Annotated in this window: 21 protein-coding genes; 12 read left to right on the top strand and 9 right to left on the bottom strand. The window is 44.9% G+C overall.

What is annotated here, in order from left to right; all coding sequences use genetic code 11:
• The first annotated feature begins 87 nt into the window (after positions 1-87).
• From kdgR to BCU07_RS13530, 4 genes are all read left to right on the top strand, one after another.
• Positions 88-873, top strand: a complete 786-nt coding sequence (gene kdgR / locus BCU07_RS13515; RefSeq protein ID WP_048609766.1) for a DNA-binding transcriptional regulator KdgR — start codon at positions 88-90, stop codon at positions 871-873.
• A gap of 115 nt (positions 874-988) precedes the next feature.
• Positions 989-2,296 carry an IS4 family transposase gene (locus BCU07_RS13520; protein ID WP_029235596.1) on the top strand — a complete coding sequence of 436 codons (1,308 nt, stop codon included), beginning with the start codon at positions 989-991 and terminating at the stop codon, positions 2,294-2,296.
• A 295-nt stretch (positions 2,297-2,591) separates the two neighbouring features.
• Complete coding sequence (locus tag BCU07_RS13525; protein ID WP_102428977.1) at positions 2,592-3,923, top strand: MFS transporter; 1,332 nt, start codon at positions 2,592-2,594, stop codon at positions 3,921-3,923.
• A 185-nt stretch (positions 3,924-4,108) separates the two neighbouring features.
• Complete coding sequence (locus BCU07_RS13530) at positions 4,109-4,990, top strand: DMT family transporter (protein WP_017091732.1); 882 nt, start codon at positions 4,109-4,111, stop codon at positions 4,988-4,990.
• Here BCU07_RS13530 and BCU07_RS13535 read toward each other — a convergent pair.
• Positions 4,977-6,167 (bottom strand): GGDEF domain-containing protein, encoded by a 1,191-nt coding sequence (locus BCU07_RS13535; RefSeq protein ID WP_102428978.1) that lies wholly within the window; start codon positions 6,165-6,167, stop codon positions 4,977-4,979. The two genes, BCU07_RS13530 and BCU07_RS13535, sit on opposite strands and share 14 nt — an antisense overlap.
• A 319-nt stretch (positions 6,168-6,486) precedes the next feature.
• On the opposite strand from BCU07_RS13535, the gene BCU07_RS13540 reads away from it, so the two are divergent.
• The 3 genes from BCU07_RS13540 (at position 6,487) to BCU07_RS13550 (ending at position 10,491) form a co-directional block, all read left to right on the top strand.
• Positions 6,487-7,275 (top strand): phytanoyl-CoA dioxygenase family protein, encoded by a 789-nt coding sequence (locus tag BCU07_RS13540; RefSeq protein ID WP_102332708.1) that lies wholly within the window; start codon positions 6,487-6,489, stop codon positions 7,273-7,275.
• A gap of 20 nt (positions 7,276-7,295) precedes the next feature.
• Positions 7,296-8,285, top strand: a complete 990-nt coding sequence (locus BCU07_RS13545) for a zinc-dependent alcohol dehydrogenase family protein (RefSeq protein ID WP_017059992.1) — start codon at positions 7,296-7,298, stop codon at positions 8,283-8,285.
• Between the two features lie 301 nt (positions 8,286-8,586).
• Positions 8,587-10,491, top strand: coding sequence for a bifunctional metallophosphatase/5'-nucleotidase (locus BCU07_RS13550; protein WP_102428979.1), 1,905 nt, complete (start codon positions 8,587-8,589; stop codon positions 10,489-10,491).
• Between the two features lie 258 nt (positions 10,492-10,749).
• Here BCU07_RS13550 and BCU07_RS13555 read toward each other — a convergent pair whose 3' ends face one another.
• From BCU07_RS13555 to BCU07_RS13585, 7 genes are all read right to left on the bottom strand, one after another.
• On the bottom strand, positions 10,750-11,898 hold the full coding sequence (locus BCU07_RS13555) for an iron-containing alcohol dehydrogenase (protein WP_017059994.1): 1,149 nt from the start codon (positions 11,896-11,898) through the stop codon (positions 10,750-10,752).
• A gap of 46 nt (positions 11,899-11,944) precedes the next feature.
• The gene (locus tag BCU07_RS13560; protein ID WP_029236427.1) at positions 11,945-12,592 is read right to left on the bottom strand and encodes an L-fuculose-phosphate aldolase; all 648 of its coding nucleotides are present in this window, start codon (positions 12,590-12,592) and stop codon (positions 11,945-11,947) included.
• An 18-nt stretch (positions 12,593-12,610) separates the two neighbouring features.
• Positions 12,611-13,045 carry an L-fucose mutarotase gene (gene fucU, locus BCU07_RS13565; protein ID WP_017059996.1) on the bottom strand — a complete coding sequence of 145 codons (435 nt, stop codon included), beginning with the start codon at positions 13,043-13,045 and terminating at the stop codon, positions 12,611-12,613.
• The gene (gene fucK / locus BCU07_RS13570) at positions 13,038-14,486 is read right to left on the bottom strand and encodes an L-fuculokinase (RefSeq protein ID WP_017059997.1); all 1,449 of its coding nucleotides are present in this window, start codon (positions 14,484-14,486) and stop codon (positions 13,038-13,040) included. Before fucK ends, fucU begins: the two co-directional genes overlap by 8 nt.
• A gap of 59 nt (positions 14,487-14,545) precedes the next feature.
• A complete protein-coding gene (locus tag BCU07_RS13575; protein ID WP_102428980.1) occupies positions 14,546-16,294 on the bottom strand; it encodes an L-fucose isomerase in 1,749 nt (582 codons plus the stop codon).
• 66 nt (positions 16,295-16,360) lie between these two features.
• Positions 16,361-17,530 carry an L-fucose:H+ symporter permease gene (gene fucP, locus BCU07_RS13580; protein ID WP_017059999.1) on the bottom strand — a complete coding sequence of 390 codons (1,170 nt, stop codon included), beginning with the start codon at positions 17,528-17,530 and terminating at the stop codon, positions 16,361-16,363.
• 197 nt (positions 17,531-17,727) lie between these two features.
• Entirely contained in the window at positions 17,728-18,414 is a 687-nt protein-coding gene (locus BCU07_RS13585; protein ID WP_229647401.1) for a DeoR/GlpR family DNA-binding transcription regulator, read from the bottom strand.
• A 735-nt stretch (positions 18,415-19,149) separates the two neighbouring features.
• On the opposite strand from BCU07_RS13585, the gene BCU07_RS13590 reads away from it, so the two are divergent.
• The 4 genes from BCU07_RS13590 to BCU07_RS13605 all read left to right on the top strand — a co-directional run bounded on the left by BCU07_RS13590 (position 19,150) and on the right by BCU07_RS13605 (position 23,932).
• Positions 19,150-19,848, top strand: a complete 699-nt coding sequence (locus BCU07_RS13590; RefSeq protein ID WP_102428548.1) for an ABC transporter ATP-binding protein — start codon at positions 19,150-19,152, stop codon at positions 19,846-19,848.
• 8 nt (positions 19,849-19,856) lie between these two features.
• Positions 19,857-22,391 carry an ABC transporter permease gene (locus BCU07_RS13595; RefSeq protein WP_102428550.1) on the top strand — a complete coding sequence of 845 codons (2,535 nt, stop codon included), beginning with the start codon at positions 19,857-19,859 and terminating at the stop codon, positions 22,389-22,391.
• Between the two features lie 11 nt (positions 22,392-22,402).
• Positions 22,403-23,524 carry a lipocalin-like domain-containing protein gene (locus BCU07_RS13600; protein WP_372123362.1) on the top strand — a complete coding sequence of 374 codons (1,122 nt, stop codon included), beginning with the start codon at positions 22,403-22,405 and terminating at the stop codon, positions 23,522-23,524.
• Positions 23,525-23,722: 198 nt separating this feature from the next.
• Positions 23,723-23,932, top strand: coding sequence for a hypothetical protein (locus BCU07_RS13605; protein ID WP_102428546.1), 210 nt, complete (start codon positions 23,723-23,725; stop codon positions 23,930-23,932).
• A 278-nt stretch (positions 23,933-24,210) separates the two neighbouring features.
• Here BCU07_RS13605 and BCU07_RS13610 read toward each other — a convergent pair whose 3' ends face one another.
• A complete protein-coding gene (locus tag BCU07_RS13610; RefSeq protein WP_029235520.1) occupies positions 24,211-24,999 on the bottom strand; it encodes an AraC family transcriptional regulator in 789 nt (262 codons plus the stop codon).
• 98 nt (positions 25,000-25,097) lie between these two features.
• Here BCU07_RS13610 and BCU07_RS13615 point away from each other — a divergent pair, with 98 nt between their 5' ends.
• The gene (locus BCU07_RS13615; RefSeq protein WP_102428545.1) at positions 25,098-25,991 is read left to right on the top strand and encodes a DMT family transporter; all 894 of its coding nucleotides are present in this window, start codon (positions 25,098-25,100) and stop codon (positions 25,989-25,991) included.
• Positions 25,992-26,005 lie beyond the last annotated feature (14 nt).

Consider the following 26,005-nt stretch of genomic DNA (forward strand, 5'->3'; position numbering starts at 1 on the left):
CTCGTTTTTTATTTTTTTGAAAAGGCTTTTTAGAAATTACGAAAAGTGGTATTTTGTCTTGATATTAGATAGCCTAAAGGAAGAAAAATGGAGAAGTCCACCCAACCAGAAGCCGTTTCATCGGTATTAAAAGTTTTTAATATTCTTGAATCTCTGGGGGAACAGAAGGAAATAGGCGTATCAGACCTTTCACAACGTCTAATGATGTCTAAAGCCACTACCTATCGCTTTCTACAAACAATGAAAATGCTTGGCTATGTATCTCAACAAGGCGAAGCTGACCGATACTCACTCACATTAAAGATGTTCGAACTTGGTTCAAAATCACTCGAGTGGGTTGATATGATCACAATTGCAGAGAAAGAGATGCGTGTGATTTCAGAAGAGACTAATGAAACCATTCACTTAGGTGCGTTGGACCATGGCTCTATCATCTACATACACAAGATCGATTCTAGCTTCGCGCTGCGCATGCACTCGCGCGTTGGTCGAAGAAATCCTCTGCATACGACTGCGATTGGTAAGGTTTTATTGGCAGAACGTGACGAAGAATTCGTTCGCACTCAGTTGGCAGACGCCGAGTTTGTGAAAAGCACAAAAAATACCCTTGAAAACGTCGACCAACTTATCGACGAACTTAAAGCGGTTAAGCTACAGCACTTTGGCGAAGATAATGAAGAACAAGAGCCAGGCTTACGTTGTATCGCAGCTCCAGTTTACGACCGTTTTGGTACCGTAATTGCTGGCGTCTCAATTTCATTTCCTACCATTCGATTTGATGAAGAGAAAAAAGCTCACTATGTGGCGTTACTGCACAACGCAGGTAGAAATATATCCAAGCAATTAGGGTTTAATGATTACCCAATAAAATAATGATAAAGGCGGCAGTTATTGCTGTAATGCCGATCAGTTAAAGCCAAAGCGATCGGTTGAAGGATCCTTCAGAGCTGTCAAAATCCAAGTGTATTTAATGCACTTGGATTTTTTTATGGATGTTTCTCAAGCTCTAAACATAATTAATGATTGGAAACCTAGCAGCGTTGAGACTTTGTCTGACTTGCTTCCAATTGAACTCATCGACGAAGCCTATTCTCTTACTGATACTGTCACGATGAGAAAGAGGAAATTAACTTTAGAATCCATGGTGTGGCTGCTTGTTGGAATGGCTATCTATAACAGTAAATCCATGAAAGATTTAGTGAACCAACTTGATATTGTCGACCGTACAGGTAAAGCTTTTGTCGCACCGAGTGCGTTAACTCAACGTCGAAAGACGTTGGGTGAAGACGCAATTAAAGCGGTCTTTGAGCGAATGACTACGTCATGGTTAAACAGTGCAAAGTTACCCCAATGGAATGGATTAACGCTGCTTGGCGTCGATGGCGTTGTTTGGCGAACGCCCGATAACCCGCAAAATGAAAAAGCATTTTCTCGACAAAAAGGGACGCAATATCCGCAAGTGAGAATGGTCTGCCAAATGGAACTAAGCAGTCACATTATTACGGCCAGTGCATTTGATAATTACAATACAAACGAAATGATATTAGCTGAAAAACTGATAGAAACAACACCAAACCATAGCGTAACAATGTTCGATAAGGGGTTCTATTCTTTAGGTTTATTACATAAATGGCAAGACTCTGGCTCAGAGCGCCATTGGCTTATCCCCCTCAAGAAAAATACACAATATGACATTGTTCAATCTTTAGGGCGAAATGACAAACTTGTTCAATTACACAGTAATCCAAGAGCTAGAAAGCTATGGCCTGATTTACCAAAGTCGATAACCGCTCGACTTGTCACTCGTAAAATTAAAGGAAAAGACTACCAAGTATTAACCTCCATGACGGACTCCCTGCGTTACCCATCAAAAGATATTGCAGGCCTTTATGAGCATCGTTGGGAAATAGAGCTGGGCTACCGAGAGCAAAAACAATACATGCTTGGAAACCGTCTTACGCTGCGAAGTCGTTTACCAGAGCTGGTCAAGCAGGAGTTATGGGGCATCTTGCTTACTTACAATTTAATCCGATATCAGATGGTCGAGCTCTGCTTCAATTTAAAGGGAAATTACCTTCCTTATCAACTGAGTTTTAACGGCACGTTAGCTCATGTATCAGCGTTACTTGTAGGCTTACCTTATTCAACACCAGGCGCAATACCTCGTCAGCTAAAGGGGTTCCACAACATGGCTGAAAGCTTAATACTTGAAGGGCGAAGGGAAAGGACATTCCCTAGAAGAGTTAAACCCAGACCACAACGGTATGCTAAGAACAAAAATGCCGTTCACTCTTAAGTGAACGGCATTAGCAGTTATTGCTGCCTTTTTTATTGCGAGTTGTCCCCTTCAATTAATAGCCCAAGAATCATCGACAAGTCATGTTGTGCGTAAATAGAACGACATATAGCTCAGATAAACTCCTCCCCCCTTCCACCAATCATACGCAGACCATCAAGCCTATAACCCACCATGAACCATGCTCTCGAAGATCACCCAAACCAGATATTGTAGGGATTTGACAACAATTCATGATTTAAAAGAGTAAAAGGGTTATACATAATAATGTGTTATCTAAATTACTGAAATTATCATGACGCTCAAAGAGATCCTTAAAATTCCCAATGTCCGCTACTTCTTAATGTTTAGAAGCAGCTACTTTGCGCGTTTTTACTACCCTATATTCACCCTACTTTATTTAGATTACGGGTTAACCCTGTCTCAATTCGCGATGCTCAATGTAGTTTGGGCGGCCACCATTGTGCTTGCTGAAGTACCGTCGGGTGCATTCGCCGATACCTTAGGCCGCAAGAAACTGGTGGTGCTGTCTTCGATTGTGATGTTTGTTGAGATCGCAATGATCGCCTTAGTGCCAACCGGAAACCCCGACTTGGTGTTCATAGTCTTTCTGATTAACCGGATTCTCAGTGGCTTAGCGATGGCACTGGCCAGCGGCGCCGACGAGGCATTGGCTTACGACACCTTAAAAGAACAAGGTAATGAAGAGTTGTGGCCGCGAGTGCTGCAAATCCAGCTTCGTGTCGCCTCAACGGTCGGTATCTTTGTCACGCTGATTGGTGCGGCGATGTACGACGTGAACTTTATGACGAACATCTTTCATTTCCTTGGACTAGCCGAACCAGAAAGCACTAAAGACCTGATGCGTATTCCTGTGTTTGCCACCCTATTTGTAGCGATGATCGCCATCTATGCCGCGATTAATATGCGCGAAGAGAAAAAGGTGATGCCAAGCGACCAAACCAAATTGGCAACCACCATCTCAAGTCTTAAATTGACGATCGATGCGGGTAAGTGGGTATTTGCTACGCCTTACGTGCTGTTCATCTTGCTCTACTACAGCCTATTCGAACACACCTCACGCATGTTCCTAACCATGAACAGCCAATACTATCTGGCCATTGATATTCCAATTATCTACTTTGGTTTTATTGGCGCGGGGATCAGTTTGCTTAAAATCATATTGGCAGGGCAAAGCCGGAGATTAGCAGAGAGCATTGAGCCTAAAACCTTCATTGTAGTTATGGGATTGGCAAGCATGGCGACTTATTACTGGATCAGTTTAGGTTGGTCGATTTACGGAGTAATTCCGGCACTGGTATTAATCTTTATCATCATGACGATGAACATTTTCATTAGCTACCACCTGAATAAAAAAACCGAATCACACAACCGAGCCACTGTCCTCAGCTTTAAAGGCCTGATGTTTAATCTCGGATACGGACTGATCGGGATCTTGTACGCTTACTACTATAAGTTGGTGTCTCAGGGCTACACCGAACAAGAGATAGAGCAGAATCTTGCCTTCTTGACCTCACTGTCTTCGTTTTTCTATTACTTCACTCTGTTGTTCATTACGATCAGCGCACTGTTCTATTTCAAGAACCGAAAAGAGCCCATTTTTTGAGGCAGCTAGCTATATTGTGTTGAAGTTCAATGAGCTGACTCTTCAAAGGTTAGCTCGCACAAAGTTCTGATTTACCCAAATAGACTATCGCCTGAAAATAGACGCTCAATAAACAAACAAGCCCCTTCTTCTATTGGTTAAATTTGTTAATATAATCATAATTTTATATAACACACGGAAGCGTCATGTCATTTAGTTGGATAGCCTTTACTCTTCTCGCAGCCTTCAGCCAATCTTGGCGCAATGCCTTTCAAAGCAAGTTAAGTGGCACCATGAGTGTTGCTGGTGTGACGCTGGCGCGTTTTATCTGGGCAGGCCCAATCGCCTTAATTTATCTGTGCGCCCTCTATCAATGGAAGCCAGTATCCACACCTGACTTTTCGGGTGAGTTTGTTTTCTACATTATTGCAGCAGCCATTATGCAGATCCTCGCGACGGGCTTAATGGTGATGTTATTTAAGCTCGAAAACTATGCGATAGGAGCAGGCTTAGCCAAGTGTGAAGCCCCCGTGTCTGCTGTGCTATCCGTACTGTTTTTTGGTACTGCTTTGACACTAACAGGTTGGGTCGGCGTGCTTATTGGCACGTTAGGCGTACTAATCATGAGTAGTTCTTCTGGTTGGCGAAGCTTGTCTCCGAAAGTGTTTTTGTTAGGTATGGCGTGTAGTACCGCTTTTGCTTTAACGTCTCTTTGGGTACGTGAAGCAAGCTTGAGCATAGGGCTGCCCTTCCCTCACAGCGCTGCTTGGGTGCTGTTTCTGGTGATAACTCTTCAGACATGCATTATCTGTACGTATCTCTTTTTCAGAGAGCGAGACACGCTGCGCCAGATATTCAAGAAATCTAAACTGGTGGTGATGACAAGCCTAGCGAGTGTTATCGGTTCTCTGGGTTGGTTTAGCGCGATGTCGCTTCAAGCCGTGCCGTACGTAAAGACACTCGGGCAAGTCGAAGTGATCTTCATGGTGTTGATATCCTATTTCTGGTTAGGGCAAAGCATCGCGCGCAAAGACATTCTTGCGCTCATCTTGCTTTCTATCGCAGCGGTCTTGGTTATGTGGCAGTGACGAGCTCGTTAATATGACTAGGACAAATTGAAGTCATATTGCGACCATTTGTTTTCGCTTGATATAACGCTTTGTCGGCTCGGCTAATAAACCCATTCCAACTCTCATGCGGATGAAGCTGAGCAACACCAAAACTCGATGTCAGAAACATCTCATGTTCTTGTACTGCTGATACCTCTGAAATAGACAATCGCAGCTTACAAGCAATAACCTGAGCTTGTAGGAAATTAACATTAGGCAATAAAATCATTATCTCGTCTCCGCCAAAACGAAACGCACTGGCTTTGGGCGATGTTTTTATCGCACTTTGAACCATTTCAGCAAAAGACTTGATGACGAGATCACCCACAATGTGTCCGTGTTGGTCATTGATCGACTTAAAGTTATCAATATCCATCATAATGGCACTGACAGGCGCAGTCTCCGCCTGCTTCATGATAACTGGAACTATCTCATCTAATGCTCTGCGGTTTCCCAGTACCGTTAGAGGATCGCTGTAGGACAGCTCGTGAATAGAACTAAGCAACCTTGCATTAATCAGCCAAAGCATTGTAAAGCTCATCGACACAATAAGAACTATGCTCACTAAAAAGGCAAGTTGATGAATGAGCGTGGCCGCCATGAAATCCTGCAGCTCAGCCGAAAATAGCGTTACCATTACTCGGAAAACCATAAACCCACCATATATCGTAAATGACAAGGCCATCATCCGAATACCTAGAGTCAAGTCATCACGCAGGCCCTTTAATACCGCAAAGGCAGTGCAAAGAGTCACAAAAGCCAGATATAAACTAATGAGGATAATTCGAGCCTTTATGGAGGGCTCATAGAACGTGAAGTAAATAAAACATGGCAAAAGAGCCAACATCATTAGACTACTGAGGTAGGTGCATTTGAGAGAGTATTCTCGAAACAGACATAAGCTATACAAGGCGAGATGAAAACCAAGCGCAATGACCATATTGGCACCAATAACTGTGACCCAATCAGGGAACTCCCCTCTTAGGCTCAACATCAACGGCCCAGTTCCGATAACAAATATTGAAATGGAAAAGATTGAAAGCCCTTTAATGGACTGTTGAGTGAATTGAAATAACAACAAGCCAATACAGTAAATGAAAGAGAACAAAATAATAATAAAATTAAGTGTTCTCATATCCAGCGAAAAACCATCCATGATTTTCTATCTTCCATACGCAACCAAATTTCAACATGGTCAATAATCATGCAAACCACAAAAACATTCACCATGTGAATCTTTTTATTTTATAAAAAAAGGGGGTAGATCACATATGCGGAGATTTTTATCGCATGAGTCCATGATATGGATAGGCATGTAACACTCGCCCCCATAGAGTTTTATCGCATCACTGAATCTACAGGCTTCTGCACTCGTTACTTGGTTGAATGACGACTGTCTGGCATTATGCGCCCAAGAAATCTCTAGGGCTGTTGACCTTAGTTATTATACAGCAAAGAATGAACGAAGGTAGTCAGTGGTAGAAAACAGCCAACAATTAAGTGACCGTTACGACGAACATGGTTACTTTGTTATCAGAAATTATTTCAATGAAGCTCAAATTGCATCGCTTAGAAAAGTCGTGCTGAAATTTCATGAATCATGGAAAGCAGACAACGAAGAATTCTATAAAGAAGAAGCATTTAACTCGTCTTTAATTACGGGAAGCGAGTATTTGCTCGCCGACGATAGAAGCGTGCTTTTCGACTTCATCAGCTCGAAACAAGTGATGAACGTGGTTGATGCGGTGATTCCGAACAAACCAGCATTCATGAATACACAGCTGTTCTTCAACCCAGTAAATCCGCAACAAAAAGACTTCTGGCATCGTGACTGTCAATACGATTACGACGTTGATGACCAAATGAAAGTCATCATGGAAACCCAGGTATTGCATCTGCGAGTGCCCATTTTTGATGAGCCAGGTATGGAACTTATCCCTGGCACACACAAGCGTTGGGACAACGAAGAAGAGTACAATGTTCGCCAAGAAGAAAACGGCAAAGTGAGCAGCGATGACATCTCTGGTGGTAAGCAGATACCATTAGCCGCCGGTGACTTATTGGTGTTTTCAGCGGACATGATCCACCGAGGCCGATATGGCTTGGATCGTTTGGCTTTGGATATTTTGATCTTTGATTCGGCGGCAGACTATGTCGACTACGTTGATGACGATTGTCTGCCAACACCAGCCATGTTGAGCAACATTTCCGACCCAAGATTATTTATGAACACGCTACACTTAAAATCGATGCAGTACTCATAATCCATAAAGGTGCCCAAACTATGACTGACACTAAGCAAAATACCCGAATTAGCCAGTTCCGTTTCGGTCAGCCAAAAGAATCTCTCAAGTTAGAACATGTCGCTTTAGGGGTACTAGACAAAGATAAAGTTCGCGTACAAATTGAAGCGACTAACATCAACCCTAGTGATCTGTTGTCGATTTATGGTGTGGGCCAATACAAACATAGCCATCAGCCGCCGAGAGTACCGGGATTTGAAGCGGTAGGAAGGATTGTAGAATCCAGCAGTGCTGAGTTTATAGTGAATCAACGAGTGCTTGTGGCAACCAGTGGAACATGGCAGAACTATGTCGATGTATCACCAGATGATCTGTTCCAAATTCCTCAACATTTAGACAATGGCTACGCCTGTCAGTTGTACATTAATGCGCTAACCGCATGGGTGCTAACGACAGAAATAGCCAAGCTGACCCAAGAGGATGTGTTGATCATCAACGCGGGCAGTTCAGCCATCGGTAAGATCTTCTCCCAGTTATCAGCATCACTCGGCTTCAACATCATTGTCGTTACATCACAGCAGACACAATACCCTGCCACTTCCTGTTGGGTGATAGATGCGAACGCTGATCTAGTTTCTCAAATTAAGGCATTAGGCTTGCCTATGCCAACCGTTGCCTTTGATGCGATTGGCGGCTCACCCGGAACCGATCTTGTTCACACCCTTGGCAACAACGGGCGCTTTATCAACTATGGGACGCTGTCGTTGGATTTTTACGAGCCACGCTTCTTTGAGTACGCGAAAAACCAACACATCGATTTCAGCACCTTCTTCTTGCGTTATTGGGAGGAAGCAGAAGGTAAAGATGTTCGCCGTGATAAGTTCACGACCATGCTAGATCACTTCATCACAAACGACATTCAGCTCGACGTTGACCGCTATCTACCATTCGATGAAGTGCAAACCGCGATTGATCTCATTGAATCGAAAACCACACGCCTAGAGGGCAAGATCATCTTACTGCCACAGTAAGTGAGAGTTGGACGATATATACCTTGTTTATTTCAACAGGCAAGACGTTCAACAGCTTACAAGCGTGCTTGTTAATACACCATCGCTTAGGAAGTTTGATTAAAGAAATCGAAGATTGAAAAGATAGCGAAGAGTTGTGGTGCATTTCTCCATAACTTAAGTGGTTACGAGATGGTCATGAATCACATTTATTTGAAACATCAATTAGTTATATCATTAGAAATGTGATACTGATCACCCATAAGATAACCTCGATTCTATATGGTAGCGTCATACTTAAAACCACGATGTGAACATACTTATGAAAAGACACATACTATCAAGCGCCATCCTACTCTCTCTAGCCTTTCCCACCTTTGCAGCTGATGGCGATATACACGATGTCACGATACTGGGTACTTCAGATATCCACGGTCATTTTATGGCGTGGGATTACGCGGCAGATAAACTCAACACTCGTGGTAGCTTGAGCCAAATCGCGACCAAAGTTGGTGAGATCCGCAAAGAGCAATCTAACATTATCCTTGTCGACGCTGGCGATACCATCCAAGGCAACTTCGTAGAAACCTTCAAAGACGAGCCCGTTGATCCAATGATGCTTGGCTTTAATCACATGAAATACGATGTGTGGGTTTTAGGTAACCACGAATTCGACTTTGGCCTCAAAACCCTCAACAGGGCCGTTACCCAATTTAAAGGGCAGTCTCTCGGTGGCAACATCAAGAACAAAAACGGAAACCCATTCCTGCCTGGTTACACCATCCTAGAACGCGGTAGCATTAAGATCGGCGTGATCGGAATGGATACCCCAATGACGGAGGTCTTTGCGCAAGGTACCAACCGTTTAGAAGGCGTCACTTTCACTAATCCAACCTTGGAAGTGAAGAAAATCGTCAAAGAGATTGATGATAAAGTGGATGCCATCATATTGGTTGCCCATATGGGAATTGAGAACGAGAATGACATTGCCGACACCGGTGTCACCGACATTGCCAATGCAAACCCAGAGCTTGATGCCATCGTCGCTGGCCACATGCACACTCGCATCGATAAAGCCGTTGTAAATGGCGTTATTATTACTGAACCCGACAAATATGGCCGCGCCCTATCTCGTATTGATCTTCAATTTGAAGAGCGCGATGGCACATTCACTCTCGTCAACAAAGACAGCTTCACCTATAAAATTAAAGGTATCGACTCTGATGAGAATATGGACGAGTTATACCAGCCTTACCACAAACAACTCCGAGAAATGGCGAACAGACCTGTCGCTCAACTTACCGGCGTTGATTTAGTCCCAGAAAACGAAATCCGCGGTATCCCTCAAGTCCATGTTCAAGACACAGGCATCAGTGCGCTATTCCAAGAAGCGAGCTTCTTCTATGCACCCAAAGCCAATGTCATTGCACTTCAAATAGACAACGACAATGCAGAGCTCGATGTTGGCCCAATCAAAGCCAAAGACATCGCGTACAACTACCAATACGCAGGTGGCGAAATCACTGTCTATCAGATGACAGGCAAAGAGTTAAGAACCTACATGGAATGGTCTGCAGGCTACTTCAACTCAGTACAACCTGGCGATGTGACCTACAGCTTTAACCCTGAACGTAGAGCTTCAAAATATTCGACCAATGACTTCTTCGCGGGCGTGACTTATACCATCGACCTCACTCAACCTGCAGGTACCCGCATCACCAACCTCGCGTTTGCTGATGGCACACCGGTTACTGATCAAACAGAGATCCGTATTGGTATGAATAGCTATCGAATGGGTCATCTAACCAAGAAAGGCGGCGTGCTAGAAGGTGAATCATTCCCTGTACTCTTTGATACGGAAGCAGAGTATGGAGAAGAAGCAGGCACGATTCGTAACATGACTATCAAGTATCTTAAAGAAGAAAAGAACGGCCAGTATGAGGGTAAGCCTCAACAACGATGGGCACTTTCTGGTTTAGAGAGTCGTTACAATGAACAGCGTGAGATCGTAAAATCATTGATTAATGATAAAACCATATCAATCCCAACCAGTGACGATGGCCGCTACACAAACATCGCTTCTATCAACGTAAAAGAACTGATGTTCAAATCTGACGAAGCCAAACAAGCAGCCATAACCACACGCGAAAAGAAACTGGCGCAGGCGACTGAGCAAGAGAGTAAGCAAATCAAACGCGAAATCACTCTGATTGAAGCGCTCAATTAACCCCTGACCTCAACCAATAACGACTTAACAACGCTTGGAGCGTGGTTAGGTCGTTTTTGTTCCCATTTTCCAACACCACATCTGTACTGAGTAAAACGGTTAATATTGGATGAATGATCTGCAAAGGCCAACTCATAGTTGGACAAAATCTTCTCAGCGAGTTTCCTAAATTAGTGATTTATGAATCACTTCAAGTATTGCAAACCTCCAATCAAGTGGCCAAATTCACTCAGCCACTACAGTACCACTACACGGTTGCTATAACGCCAACTCGTAAAGGTGATAAACGTCTTCACTGGTCAACGTTCTTGGGTTGCCTCCCATACAAACATCATCCATGGCTTTTTGAACCCAACCATCAATATCCGCATGCTTAACCCCAAGATGAGCCAGCCCAGAAGGGATACCCACTTCACGAGACAACGTGCAAATCAGGTCCACCGCTAATAGGGCTGCATTAGTGTCGTCTAACTGAGACGTATCCCCACCCATCGCTTCAGCTACTTCTCTAAACGCACTTGGAATCGTTTGAGCATTGAATGCGCTCACCACAGGCAGCAAGATAGCATTACAAACGCCATGCGCTAGGTTGTGTGTTGCCGAAGGCTGATGTGACAACGCATGAACCGCGCCTAATCCGGCTGAGTTGAACGACATCCCCGCTAAAAATTGCGCATCAGCAAGTGCCGACCGAGCTTCTATGTTCGCTCCATCCTTTACTGCCATAGGCAGCCATTTGGCAATTAGCTTAACCGCCTCGAGTGCGGTCGGAAGTGTTAAACGATGGGCGCCAGGAGTCACAACCGACTCAATGGCATGGGTCAGCGCATCCATACCCGTTGCAGCGGTAACAGAGGCAGGCAAACCAACCATCAATGATGGGTCGTTAACCGCAACATCTGGAATCTGTTTGGTGTCGACGATCACCATCTTAACGAGATTCTTCTCATCGGTAATCACCGAATTGGACGTCATCTCCGCCGCTGTTCCCGCCGTTGTATTAATAGCAATAAAGAACGCACCGCTATTCTTAACCAGGCCGACCCCATTATAATCGGTGATTTCGCCTTCATTTGATGTGACAATACGAATCGCTTTCGCACAATCAATAGGGCTACCGCCACCAACCGCAATCAAACAATCGCACCCGCTCTGTTGGTAAAACTCAGCACCTTGATTAACCAAACTAACGGTCGGGTTAGGGGTGACCTTATCAAAGGTGACATAATCGAACCCTTTATCATCGAGTGCACAATAAAGAGAATCTAATATCCCCAATTCAATAAGGTTTTTATCTGTCACTATCATTGCTTTTTTTACGGGTCGACAGTCCAACACTGCAACAGATTCTGCCACCGCACCTACGCCGGATAATGATAGTTTTGGTAAATTTAATGCAAACACCATAGTCATTCCTTTACGGTAAGAGCCCGACGGATCGGGCCGATATCAATTACTTCTCAACTCGCAATCCATACGTCTTGAACTTATCGAGTACATGATCCATCTCTTGGTTTGGAAGCACTGGAACGTCTGGCTGAATCGCTGCACACTTGAGATAAAGCTCAGCCAATACCTCGGTTTCATGTGCTAACCACAATGCTTTCTTCAGATTTTCACCAACGGTGATCATGCCATGATGTTGAAGAAGAATAGATTTACTTTGACGAATGCCAGCATCTACATAATCAGCCAACTTAGGAGAGCCAAAGGTAGCATAAGGTACACAAGGTATTTCTGCCGCGCCCGATGCTGCAACCATATAGTGGATCGCCTGGATTGGACGATTGAGTATAGACACTGCTGTCGCGTTAATGGCGTGGTTGTGAACAACGGCATGGCAATCCTCTCTCGCTTGGTAGCAGGTTAGGTGGAAAGCCCATTCGCTTGATGGAATTTTGCCTTCCTCAAATTCTCCGGATTCGCTTACAAAAACGATCTTTTCCGGTGTCAGATTCTCATATTCAATACCCGTTGGAGTGATCAATAAACCACCTTCATAGCGCACCGAGACATTACCTGCGGTGCCTTGGTTTAATCCCAGCTTAGTCATCTCTAAGCATGTATCGATAATGTCTTGTGCTAGTTCATTTCTTGTTATTGTCATCGTATTACTTCCTTAAGCTGGCGTTACGCCTTTCTTTAAAATGATGTTTCCGTATTTAGCGGTTTCGCCCGTCAGTACAACTGCAAAGCATTTTTCGGCGCGGTCGTAAAAATCAAAACGATCCATGTGTTCTAATGCAGGCTTGTCTTTCGTGGTCTTTGTGATTGCCGCCATGTATTTCGATTCAACTGTTGGGTCGAGCTGGTCACCCTCTACTGCTTGCATCATGATCAGCGGGCTTTGGCAGTACACGTCGAGCTCAAATAGCGGTATTGTGCCCTCTAACAGCGTATCGATATTCACGCCATCGGCTCTTAGCACCACATGCGATCCAAACGTCTCAGCAGGAAAATGGGCGTCGGCAAACAGAATTTCATCGCCATGCCCCATTCGACTTAATACGGCAAGCAGTTCTGGGCTTATTGCCGGATGGATTCCTTTAAGCATTGTGTATTTCCTCCAATAACTGGGCGTATTGTTCACGGCTCTCAGACGGGGTGATGACTTGGTAAGCAGGCTTCATATTTTCTTGGGCATGATTGGCATCAATAAATACCCCAGCCCCTGCAAAGGCATACATCGCTGCCCCCGTCACTGTGGCTTCAGGCTGTTCAACCACATGGATAGGGATGCCAACAACGTCAGCTCTTATTTGGTTCCACAGTCTATTTTTAGACCCACCACCCACCACCATTAAACACTCGGTATTTAAGCGACAAGTCGTGGAAAGATAGTGCAGACTGCTCTTGAGTTTGAAGGCCAGTCCTTCTAGAGCGGCGCGGTATATCTCGCCCCTTGTGGCATTAATGGACAGGCCAGTAATCGCACCATTTCCTTTACCGTCACCACCAAGTAAAAAGGATGGATCGAACCTAACGCCATTTGCACCGATAGGGGCCGCTTCCCCTTCCGAAACCATCACCGCGTATTTACTGCTGCTCTCGGCAATATCCGTAAAGTAGGTGTTGGCGACCCATTCCATTACTGCACTAGAGAGCCATTGGATTGCTGGGTTAAACAAATCATTTTTAGCATCAAGCTCTGTTGTCATGCCCTCTTTGAGATAGTCAGGTTTTAACTGAGGACGTGGCGAACGAGCCATCAAGATCTCCCAAGTCCCTGAGCTTAAGAAAGACTGATTCTCTTTGGCACCAGAGCCGAACAAAGCAAACTGAGTGTCGTGACCTGCTGAAATCACTGGAACTCTGTTTGGAATGCCAAGCAGGAAGGCGACATCGTCTTTTAAACAACCCACTATTTCGCCCGCTTCAACCATGGGAGGAAAGTGCGCCTTCGTCAGCTCTAGGTACTGTAATACCCCTTCATTCCAGTCACCGCTGTCTAGGTCCGTCATCATCGACGTGCCAGCCATCGTTCGATCGGTTGTTAATTCGCCCGTCAGCTTTTGTGTCAACATCGACGAAATAAACACCCACTTATCCATATTGCTATAGACTTTTGGTTCGTTGTCTTTCAACCACTTAAGCTTGAATAAGGTATTGAACGAATAATCCCCGATGCCGTTGGTCAAATACAGTTCATCGCGGTCAATATCTTGCGAGATCTGGCTCATCACAGGCGCGGTACGAGCACATTTCCAAGAAATAATGGGATAGATCTGCTTTCCATCTTTATCGAAGGGCGCCCCGTCCACTCCAAAGGTAGTGACAGAAACGGCAACAATATCCGTCGAATTAATTTGAGCCGTTACCTGCTTTGAACACTCAACAAGCTTTTTCCAAATCTGTTGAAAATCCCAAACATGTTTAGTGCCATTCTGTAGCGTTTCATTAGCAATATAGTGCGACGCAACAATTTCACCTTGCTGGTTAATCGCAATAGAGCGGACGTTGGTGGCTCCGCAATCAAGAATAATAGCAATCGACATAACTCACCCCTTTAAGGCCTACCCCAAGTTGGGGCAGGCAAAATTAGTTACCTATTGAATTACTTATAGATAGGGCCGAAGTTCTGACAAGCGCGATAGTCCTGTCCCTCAACATCCTGACCAAATGCAGACCAAGTATGCGGACGAAAGATGTCTTGGCTATCCACGTTATGCATCGATACCGGAATACGCAGCATTGCAGCGAGAGAGATTAAATCGCCGCCAACGTGGCCTGAAGTGATAACACAGTGGTTAGCGCCCCAGTTTGCCATAACGTCATAAACCGATTTAAATGCGCCTTGGCCAGTCAAGCGAGGGACGAACCAGGTCGTTGGCCAAGTCGCGTTAGTGCGCTCATTTAGGGTATTATGAACATCTTCTGGCAGTTCGATAGAGTGCCCCTCAGCAATTTGCAGCACTGGACCAATACCCGAGATAATGTTGATTCGATGCATAGTAAATGGCATACCACCTTCAGTTAGGAACTGAGACGAGAAGCCGCCCCCACGGAAGTATTCTTCAATGGCTGGGCACCATTTCGTTGCATTTAGAGACGCTTCAACGTCGGCTTGTGTCAGTTCCCAGTGCGGTTTCATCGCCGGCTTACCCTCAGCTGTTCTCGCTTTACCTGCCCCATCGAGCGCTGCTGAGCCAGAGTTAACCAGGTGCAAGAAACCGGAATCTGGGCGGATCCCTGTCACACGCTCTACCGCATCTTCAGACCAGTAGGTACGAACATCATGGAAAACCTGAGCCTCACCCGTCAGTAGCTTACCAAACATCATATTTACGCCGTTCAACGCGTCGTTTTCTGTTGCCACACAGATTGGTTCACGAATGCCGTTCCAATCAAATGAGGAGTTCAAGATGGCCTCTGAAAAATCGCCATTGGGCAAATGATCTGTCCAATGACGCTGACCTTGGAAGCCAGCCAGAATAGCATTGTGTCCTAGCGATTCTTCACCAAAGCCTAGCTCTGCAAGTTTTGGGTTGCCTTGCATCAAATCGCGCATGATCATGGTCATCTTAATGACGGTATCCCAATCCTCTGCTTTACGCTCTTCGGTGAAAGGGGTGCCGTTATAATCTTTACCTTCTTTACACCAGTCTCGTACCCAAGCACGTGCCAGTTCAAACTCTTTCTTGTCATAGACTTCTCGATCCAAACGGCGTTTGATTTCTGTCATATCGACATATTCATTACGCATGCCCAGATACTTCTGGAAGAACTCAGGGTTAACCACAGAGCCCGCGATGCCCATAGATACAGAGCCCATCGAGAGATAAGATTTACCGCGCATTGACGCGACGGCTAAACCTGCACGGCAGAAGCGAAGAATCTTGTCTTGTACGTCACTTGGGATTGACTCGTCTCCTGCGTCTTGCACTTCTTTGCCGTAAATTGAGAATGCCGGTAAACCCACTTGTGAGTGGCCTGCCATCGCGGCGGCTAGGTATACTGCACCTGGACGCTCAGTACCATTGAAACCCCAGATGGCTTTTGGTGTATGCGGGTCCATATCAATGGTTTCTGTGCCATAACACCAACACGGTGTTACTGTCAGTACAAGGCCCACATTTTCACGTTTAAATTTGTCAGCCGTCGCAGCAGATTCTGCTACACCACCAATACAAGAGTCGGCAAGGACACACTCCACTTTCTCTCCGCTAGCATGGCGAATATTCTCTTGAATAAAATGAGCTGCGCGCTGAGCCATTCCCATAGTTTGATCTTCAAGAGATTCGCGTACACCCATTTGACGACCGTCGATGGTAGGACGAATACCGATTTTAACTAACTGTGACATCATTGATGTTCCTTATTATTTCTTTAATTCAGGGGGCAGGTTAATGCTGCCCCTGTGGATAATTCTTTACTTAACTTGGTAACCTTTTGCGCCGTAGTACACTAGGTAAACGAAGCCAATGAATGGGATAACAAATGCGGCACCAATGCCTGCTGCATCTGAGATTTGCCCCATGATGGCGGTTAGCAGTGCACCACCCAGGATTGCCATGATTAAGAAGCTTCCACCAAACTTTGAATCAGACCCTAAATCTCTCAGTGATAGCCCAAAAATAGTCGGGAACATCAGAGACATACATGCAGACACACCGACTAGTGCATAAGCTCCTGCTAACCCACCCACTACCATGATTACAGCGACTAAAATCGCAGCGATCGCAGCCAAAGCAGCAAGTAGTTTTTGTGGTTCAATGTGTTTCATCAGCGCGACACAAACCCAGCGCATGACAGAGAAAATCACAATAGATGTCAGTAGGTATGTTGATGCTTCTGCTTCTGTACCGCCGACTTCTTGCATCACGTAACGAATAGTCCATGACCAACAACCAATTTGCGCACCGACATAGAAAAACTGAGCTAACACGCCTTTGGTGAAGTGGCTTCGCTTGACAATACGGCGGTACGCCTGACCAAATGTAGACTCACCGGTAGTACTTGTGTCCTTTGCGGCCGGCATCTTAGTTTTAAGAATCAATAGCCAAATTAAAGCAATAACAACTGCTACGCCCATATAGGGCATCATTACTGCGTACAGTTCGTCAGATTGAATTTTCGCTAGTTCGTCAGCAGCCATGGCCGCACGTTCACTATCCGTTGCAGGGTTTAGTTGCGATAAGATGTAAAATTTGCCAATTAACACCCCAGTGATCGAACCAATAGGGTTACAAGCTTGAGCAATATTTAGACGTCGAGTTGCGGTTTCTTCAGGACCCATCGCTAATATGTATGGGTTGGCACTTGTTTCTAGAATGGAGAGACCGCCAGCTAGAACAAATAATGCCAGCAAGAAAGGTAAATATTCCATTGCTTGCGCGGCGGGATAAAATAGCAGTGCGCCGGTTGCAAACAATCCAAGGCCCAAAAGCACTCCGGCTTTATAACTGTATCGCTGTATGAAAAGCGCAGCGGGAAGAGCCAAACAAAAATAAGCGCCATAGAAAGCCGTTTGTACCAAACCGGATTGCATATCGGTTAAAGTAAATACTTTTCGAAACTGTGCAATAAGTACATCAGTCATGTTATTTGCCAAACCCCACATGGCAAAACAACAACATAGTAGCCAAAAAGCAAATTTAATTTCCTTTGGTATTACCTCTACTTTATTATTCCTCTGTGTTTCAGACGAACTTATATTGAGAGTATCATTCATAAGATATCCTTATTTATTAATTAAATTATTTATTTTTATTTTAAAGTTTATTTTGTTTCACGTTATTACAAATCAGTTATTACTACATCTACCGATTCGTTATCACATATTTTAAGAAGACTTCTTTTTTTGTATTTAGATTTATCGGCAATTAGAATAACTTGATCAGATATATCGATAAAACTTCTTTTTATTTGATAGTTATATTCATTTGAATCCCAAAATCCTGAGTCATAATCAAACCCAACGCAGGAAAAGAAGCAGACGTCCAAAGACATATTAGCCAGTGTCTCCACTGCTAGTGGACCATAGAAACTACTGTACTTCTCGGAATAACTGCCACCAGTACAAATTACATTAATATTACTTTTACCTTCAAGGGCAATAACATTCTGAAGAGAATTGGTAATAATAGTGCAACTGATATTTGGAATCTCTCGAGCGAGACACCAACTCGATGAACTTGCGTCTAAACCTATTACCATTTCTTCTTTAATATAATCTAACGCTTTGCTTACCAGTAATTCCTTTTCTTCTATATAGTCCTTAGAACGCGCATGAAAAGAAAGACCTTCATCAATTTCTTGAACACTAATAGCCCCACCATGAACTCTTTTAAGTGCGCCCGATTCATCAAGCTTTTTTAAATCTCGACGAATGGTTTCCACAGAAACATTAAAGGCTTCTGCTATTTCTTCGACGGTTGCACTTCTTTGATCATTTATTAGTTCAACAATTTGTAGGCTTCTCATAATGGTCTCCCGCTTGCTTGATTATTAATTTACCAATGAAAAAATGGCAAAACTGTGACGAAATCGCCATCAAGCCCGTTATTGACCGATTTGTGACTGATATTGTGGACTATTAAACACAAATGCCCGAAACTTATAAAAACAGTCATTCATTAATAAGGAATTATAATTGTTAGAACAGCTTGTAATCACCACTTACATAGATTGAATGATATTGCGAATACTTGCCTATTTAGACCAAAGCGTATAACTCAGGAGAGGGGAGGACACGAAATGTCTGCACAGAGACAGTAATAAGAATCCACCAAGTAAACATGAAACAATGATTAGTTGAACTTGGCTAACTAAAGTGGGTAAAAACAAGAGAATTAATACTCTAAGAAACTTGGGGGCATTAACAAGTTAGAAAAACAGCACTATCCCCCTCCCCCAACACACTTTCATAAAGAAAACCTTTAACACGTTAAACCATGATTTATTGCACTTAAACGTGGTCACGAACCGTCTGACGATAAATTCGAAAGCCTCTGAGGTGACTCTAAGCTCCCACAAACACCTGTATTCCTCCTCACACTGATCTATTTCTCTCTTTTCGCAGTACAAGTTATTAATTATTCGATATAAATCGCTTTCTTTTTCAAATTGTTGTCTACAGTTTTATAGATCTTGTCGCTTCAGTAATTGCCACAAGTAACGACACCTTTTGATGGTAGGTTTTGGTTATAAGGAAAGGAAATGGAAAGCCCAATTGTCACACTTACACATGCCAGCAAAAGCTTTGTTGATGGCAACGATACCCATCACGTGCTGGAAAATGTCGACTTCGCTTTGGCGACAAGCGCAAGCGTGGCTTTAACAGGGGCGAGTGGCAGTGGAAAGAGTACTTTACTCAACCTAATCGCGGGCTTTGAACCTCTAACTGGTGGCGAGTTGTGGCTCGATAACGAGAACACATCAGATTGGAGAGATCCACAGTGGAGCCGATTCCGTCATCAAAAGCTAGGCGTGATCTTTCAACAGTTCAACTTACTAACCCCACTCAACGTAAAACAAAACATCGCCTTCCCGCTCCATTTGAATCAACAAAAATGGAGCGACTGGTGCGATTATTTAGTTGATGCATTGGGTATCAACGAGTTACTCGAAAGACATGTATCCGCACTCTCTGGCGGTCAGCAACAACGAGTCGCAATAGCGCGCGCGCTAGCCCATAAACCCAAACTATTGCTTGTCGACGAACCCACAGGCAACCTCGACCACAAAGCAGGGTTAGAGGTTATGAAGCTGCTGAGTGAAATCACCACTCAAGGCAACACTGCGGTGCTTTTGGTTACGCACAGCCCAGAATGCGCCAGCTTTATGCAGACAAAATTGGTGTTAGATGATGGTTGTTTAAGGAACGCCGATCTAACCCCAAGAGCAGCAGCGTTGTGAGTAATCCAATGAAGCAAACTGGCTTCGCTCAGAACCAGCTCACCCATACCAAACTGACTCTGAATCTATTCGCGGCGCACTATCGTCAATCACCATTGCAAGCCGCAGCGATTCTGATCGGCATTGTGTTAGCGGTCACCTTGTTTGTCGCAGTGCAAGCCATCAACCTCAATGCCAAGCGCAGTTATGCAGAATCGACCGAGCAACTTAGCGCTCAAGCGCAGAACCTTATCATTCCACCAGCAGGGCAAAACTATTTGCCGGAATCGCTCTACTTCAGCTTAAGACAAAGTGGATTAAGCGCAGCGCTACCTGTTATAGAAGGGCGAGTAAGAGACGAGCAAGGTCGACGTTGGTCAGTTCAAGGCAGTGAGTTGATCGCCGCCCTCACTTCAAGATCTCGTCACGCTCGCGTCGACGAACAAAGCAACACTCAAACCAAAGAACCAAACATTTCCCTGTTCGACAATGCCTTACCTTTGCCGCAACTCTTAGCGGGTGAACCCATTGTGATGATGAGCCAGTCGCAACACCAGAACTTGGGAGGAGTAGACACACTCACTTTGGATGAAGTGCTCACTCAAGTGGTAGTGCTACCAGATGAATGGCAGCTAGGTAGCCGAATGTTGATGGATATTGGGTTCGCTCAGCAACTGCTTAACAAGCAAGGGCAACTGAGCTACATCGCTATTTTTGACACTAAGAGCGACACTAAGAGCAATCCTCAGGATAAATGGCAAAGCCTTATTGGCGAGCAAGGACGATGGATTTCCAACAACCAAAGTACGGATCTGGGTTCAATTACCGATAGCTTTCACCTCAATCTCACCGCCATGAGTCTGTTGGCGTTTTTGGTTGGCCTATTCATCGCTTACAATGGTGTGAAGTACAGTTTACTGAAGCGTAATCGGCTATTGGTGCAAATTCAACAAGCCGGCATTGCGCCAAGCATCGTGTTTTCAGCTCTGTTAGTCGAGCTGACTCTTTTAGTCACACTAGGCGCGTCGCTTGGTTTCATTCTCGGCATCCAACTCAGCCATTGGCTGCATCCAACCGTCGCGATAACACTTGAGCAACTTTATGGTGCAACACTGCTTCCCGGTACATGGCAGTGGCAATGGTTAGTGCAGGCACTGCTACTCACGCTGGCCGCAACGCTTGTCGCTTGTTGGCAACACTTTAAACAGCGGGTGCGACAACCCCTCTCTTCCCATGGCGGTTTCTATCAAGCGCCGGAAACGTCTAACGAAAATCAGCTGTTTGTTATCGGGTCAGTATTAACTATTCTCGCGTTAGCAGGTTTATGGATGAGCGAACATCACCGCTTCACCATGGCATGGCTCGGTGTGTTAGTGGTATCGATTCCTTTGTACCTGCCCAAAACGCTAAGCGTGCTAGCGAACTGGAGCGAAAAACGCACCCAATCGGGGTTAATACAATATCTGTTTGCTGAGCTACGTGAACTTATTTCCCCTCTCTCCCTTGCCATGATGGCGTTGCTTCTCGCTGTCACCGCCAATATCGGAATGAATACCTTAGTCGGCAGCTTTGAATCCACGTTAAAGCAATGGCTTGAACAGCGCTTACATGCCGATATTTACGTTAGCCCTGCCCAAGGTGAAATCGCGAATGTGGAACGTGCGTTAGAGCAGTTTGAAAATGTTGAAACCGTTTATAAGCAATATTATGTCGATGATAACTTGCAGGGCTTACCTACTTTGCTCGGCACCAAAGACAAAGACACACTTGAGCAAACCATGGTATTTCAATCCCACCTTGATGATTTCTGGACGCGCTTTTACCAAGGTGAATTCGTGGCGATCAGCGAACCTACGGCAGTGAAGCTCGGCTTGCCGCTTGGAAGCCGACTCAAGCTCGACGCGATCCAAGACAAAGCGCTCATCGTCGGGGCGATTTTCCACGATTACGGCTCACCGAATGGCGAAGTGTTACTTGCACCTAATTTGTGGATCGAAAGCGGATTTACTGACTTACCCACCAGCTTGGGAATCAAAGTCTCTGGCGACCCACAAGTGGTGTACGAACAGTTACGCCAACAACTCAATCTGCACCCAGGTCAGCTTTACAATCAAGCACAGATCAAATCGATCGCTTTAGAGATCTTCTCACAAACTTTTGCCATCACGCGGGCGCTTAATGGCGTCACATTAATGGTGGCGGTGATTGGGTTGTTCTGCGCCTGTTTCATGTTGCTCGATGCACGTAAAGCCGCCATTGCAAGGCTGTATGCACTCGGTGTTAGTCAGAAAAAATTGATGGCAATGGTGGTCGGGCAAATCGTTGTTCTGGTCGCCTTCACTCTGGTTATCGCTTTACCACTCGGCGCTATGGTCGGTTATGTGTTGACGGACATCGTTACCCTACGCGCCTTTGGTTGGAGCTTAAATTACGTATGGAATTGGAGTGATGCACTCAGCATCGCAACCATCACCATTTTAGTGGCAGTGATTGCGACCTTGATTCCACTGTGGCGTTTGGTCAGCAAACCCGTGGTATCCAGTTTACAGAGTGAGGTGTTGTGATGAATCGAACAATGAGAGTTTTCGTTCTCACACTTGGCATCTTGCTCCTTTTAGGGTGCGATGAATCCACTCAACCATCAGCTCAAAATATGGGCTCAATACTTGGCACTGGAAAACAAACCGACGATGAAACACAAAAAGAGACTGATCAATTCACACCGGTAGTTAAAGGTATCGACATCGCCTTCCCTGCCGACCATCAAGCACATCCAGATTTTCGTCATGAATGGTGGTATTTAACCGCAAACTTAATTGATGAAGAAGACAATGTGTTAGGTGTGCAATGGACACAGTTCCGCTTTGCGGCTGCACCACATGAAAGTGGCAATAGCACCAAGGAAACTACGTGGCAAAGTCAGCAGATTTACATGGCGCACAGCGCTGTCACCACTAAAAATAGACACTATGCCGATGAAAAATGGTCACGTGACCAAGCTGAACTGGCGGGTGTAAGCGATTCGCCGTTTCGTGTTTACCTCGATGATTGGCAATGGACGTCGACGACCGATGACCTGTTCCCAGCTACATTGGTCGCTAACTCGGGTCAATTTGGATATTCGCTTAAGTTAACCAACAACGCGCCATATCAAAAGCAAGGCGAACAAGGCTACAGCACTAAAAGTAGCGATGGCAAAGTGGCTTCCTATTACTACAGCCAACCATTCATCAATGTATCGGGCGAGGTAACTATTGATGGCGTCACCCATCAAGTTTCCGGCAAAGGTTGGATAGACAGAGAATGGAGCTCGCAGTTTTTACTCGACTCGCAACAAGGTTGGGATTGGTTTGCGCTAAGGCTGAGTGATGAAACCAGCTTGGTGGTATTTCAACTTCGAAACTCAACTACAGGCAAAGCCAGCTATTCTCATGCGAGGTTGATGAATCAAGATGGCTCCGGCATCGCGATTAAGCAGCAAGACATCAGCTTAACCGCCATCAAGCAAACTAAAATCGACGGGCGTGACTACCCAACAGAGTGGCAAGTTTCGATTCCAAGCCAGCAAATAGAACTGACCGTCTCGGCACTCAATCCAAATGCCAAAATGCCGCTGTCGGTTCCTTATTGGGAAGGGCCAATTGAAATCAAAGGTTCTCATTCCGGATCTGGCTATATGGAGTTGACGGGGTATTAGATTGTGTATTAATACAGGTGGAATCTAACAACAAATACATCACCATCGACTAAAACACTTTCAACCAAAACCTCCACCACGGAGGTTTTTTGTTATTCCATATGTTCTATTTACCTTAACGCCTGTTGAAAAATATCCAATTTAACCAAACGATGAGCTCCCCTAAAATACCAATCTTATGCTTAGGGGAGATAGAACATGATTAGCTCAGTGCACAATGACGAACTTAACAGATACATCGAGAAACTAGACTTAAACCTTACCAAGGATCAGGTTCGTGAACTTGGTTGGCAGCAAAGTAATGAAGAGGTAGGAAAAGAAAAAACAGTATTAGGCTCGTGGTTTTTCTTTTCTTTCTTTGGCTTATGTACGTCTGCATGTCTTGCGCTGCTGATGTATATCTCATGAAGATAAACAAAACAATGACCACGTATAACCAGCATGGAACGTTCAATTGGTTCGAGGTCGATGGAGAAACGTACATACTGTTCAAGGTCGGCAGCAACAGTGCTCTATTGAACCAACACTATGAGGATGTCACCGAACAACAGAGCGAAATATATGGGCTGTTAGGGCGATTCCATAAGCTCATACTGCACGTATTCACTTATGGTCTATCTATTCACTTGTGGTCTATCTACGCACTAACTAGCGCAAACATCCGTTCTTTTGGCAACAAGACCGAGCTACAACAAACGGTTCTTATACTGCTCTGGCGTTTGGTTCGCGTAACGTTTGAACATGGTGATAAATGGGCTTGCTTGGTTATAACCCAATGTAAGAGCGACCTCTTTAACCGATTGGCCGTTTCTCAACAAGTCCATTGAGTATAGGTAGCGCACTCGCAGTCGCCACTCGGTAAAGCTCATTCCAAGCTCGGTCTGGCAGTGGCGAGAAAGGGTTCTTTCCGTGGTGTGGACACGTTCAGCCCAATCTTTCAGCGTCACTTCATCGGTTGGGTTCTCTTCAACAGAAGCCAATATAGGCGCTAGATACTTATTATCGGTTGAAGGCAAGAAGTGGTGTTCAACCTCACGCTGCGCAAGTTGGTCAAGCAGTACCTGAACGAGCCTTTGGTCTTGCTCGGTTTCCGCAACATTGATCCCACGATCGCGAAAATCATCGATAATAGAAGACACAATCGGCGTGATCTTTATAAGGCTGGTTTTATCTGGCAGGTGTTGCGTGAGTTCTGGGGCGATATTTAGTGAACAGTAGTCCAAAGGCTTACGGTTATAACTGCAATGCATCACCCCGGCCGGTACCCAAATCGCTAGATGTGGTGGCGCTAGAAATCGAGTGCTTTCCGCTTCCATCTCTAATATACCACCACTGATCAATTGAACCTGTCCCCATGAGTGGCTATGAACTCGGGTTTCAGTGTTCGAAAGAAACGCTTCAAAATTCATAAATACGTTGGATGGTGCCTTATCAATTAATAAGGATGGATGAAGGTTTCTGGAGTGTTTTTTCAAACTTGTCTTCCTATCGCGCTTAATGTCTTTCTAAAGATACTTGTAAGTATAACGACCTGTCAAACTAGCCGCACCAACTCATTCGCCACGGAATTCACATGCATTACCTATTACCATTTTTTACAGTCTGTATCTGGGCCGCCAATGCAATCGTCAACAAGCTTGCTGCAAGCACCATAGAACCTAGCGCAATGAGTTTTTACCGCTGGTTTTTTGCGATGTTAATTCTCACGCCTTTCTGTATTCGCCCAGTGATGAAGCAGTGGGCTGTCATTAAGCCAAACTTATCTAAATTAGCGTTCCTCGGCTTTTTGGGCATGGTGTTGAACCAATCTCTAGGTTACTACGCAGGCTTAACCACAACCGCCTCTAACATGGCATTAATCACTTCTTTGGTTCCATTGGTCAGTGTATTTTTAAGCGTCCCTTTGCTGCACAAGTCGATTTCTAGTTTGAGTATTGTTGGCGGTGTGTTGTCACTATCAGGCTTAGCCCTGATGTTAGGCAAAGGCGATCCGTTATTCTTCATGCATCAAGAATTGACTCAAGGCGATGGCTATATGCTAATTGCAGCCTTTGTTTATGCTTCTTACTGTGTACTACTGAAACGCTGGAAAATGCCAATCAGTAGCTGGGTGGTGATATACATTCAGGGTCTGTTTGCTGTCGCGATGCTTACGCCACTTTGGCTTACCAGCGAACAACTTTTACCACCGCAACAAGCGCTCCCATTGATAGCTTACGCAGCGGTTGCCGCTTCGATTTTAGCGCCTTGGATGTGGGTGAAAGCGATTGACACCATTGGTGCTGACTCAAGCGCGATGTTCATGAACTTGCTTCCGGTTGTAGCGATCGTATTAGCCGCGACATGGCTTGGCGAAGAGATTAACCAGTTCCACATCATTGGTGGTGTGATGGTGATTTCAGGTGTCATCCTTGCTCAAATCAGAAGAAAACCAAGGCTTGAGGCTCCTCTCCCTCAACAAAGCTAAACGCATTACCCAAC

The sequence above is a fragment of the Vibrio sp. 10N.261.54.E10 genome (assembly GCF_002877735.2).
In the GTDB taxonomy this organism is placed as follows: domain Bacteria; phylum Pseudomonadota; class Gammaproteobacteria; order Enterobacterales; family Vibrionaceae; genus Vibrio; species Vibrio crassostreae_C.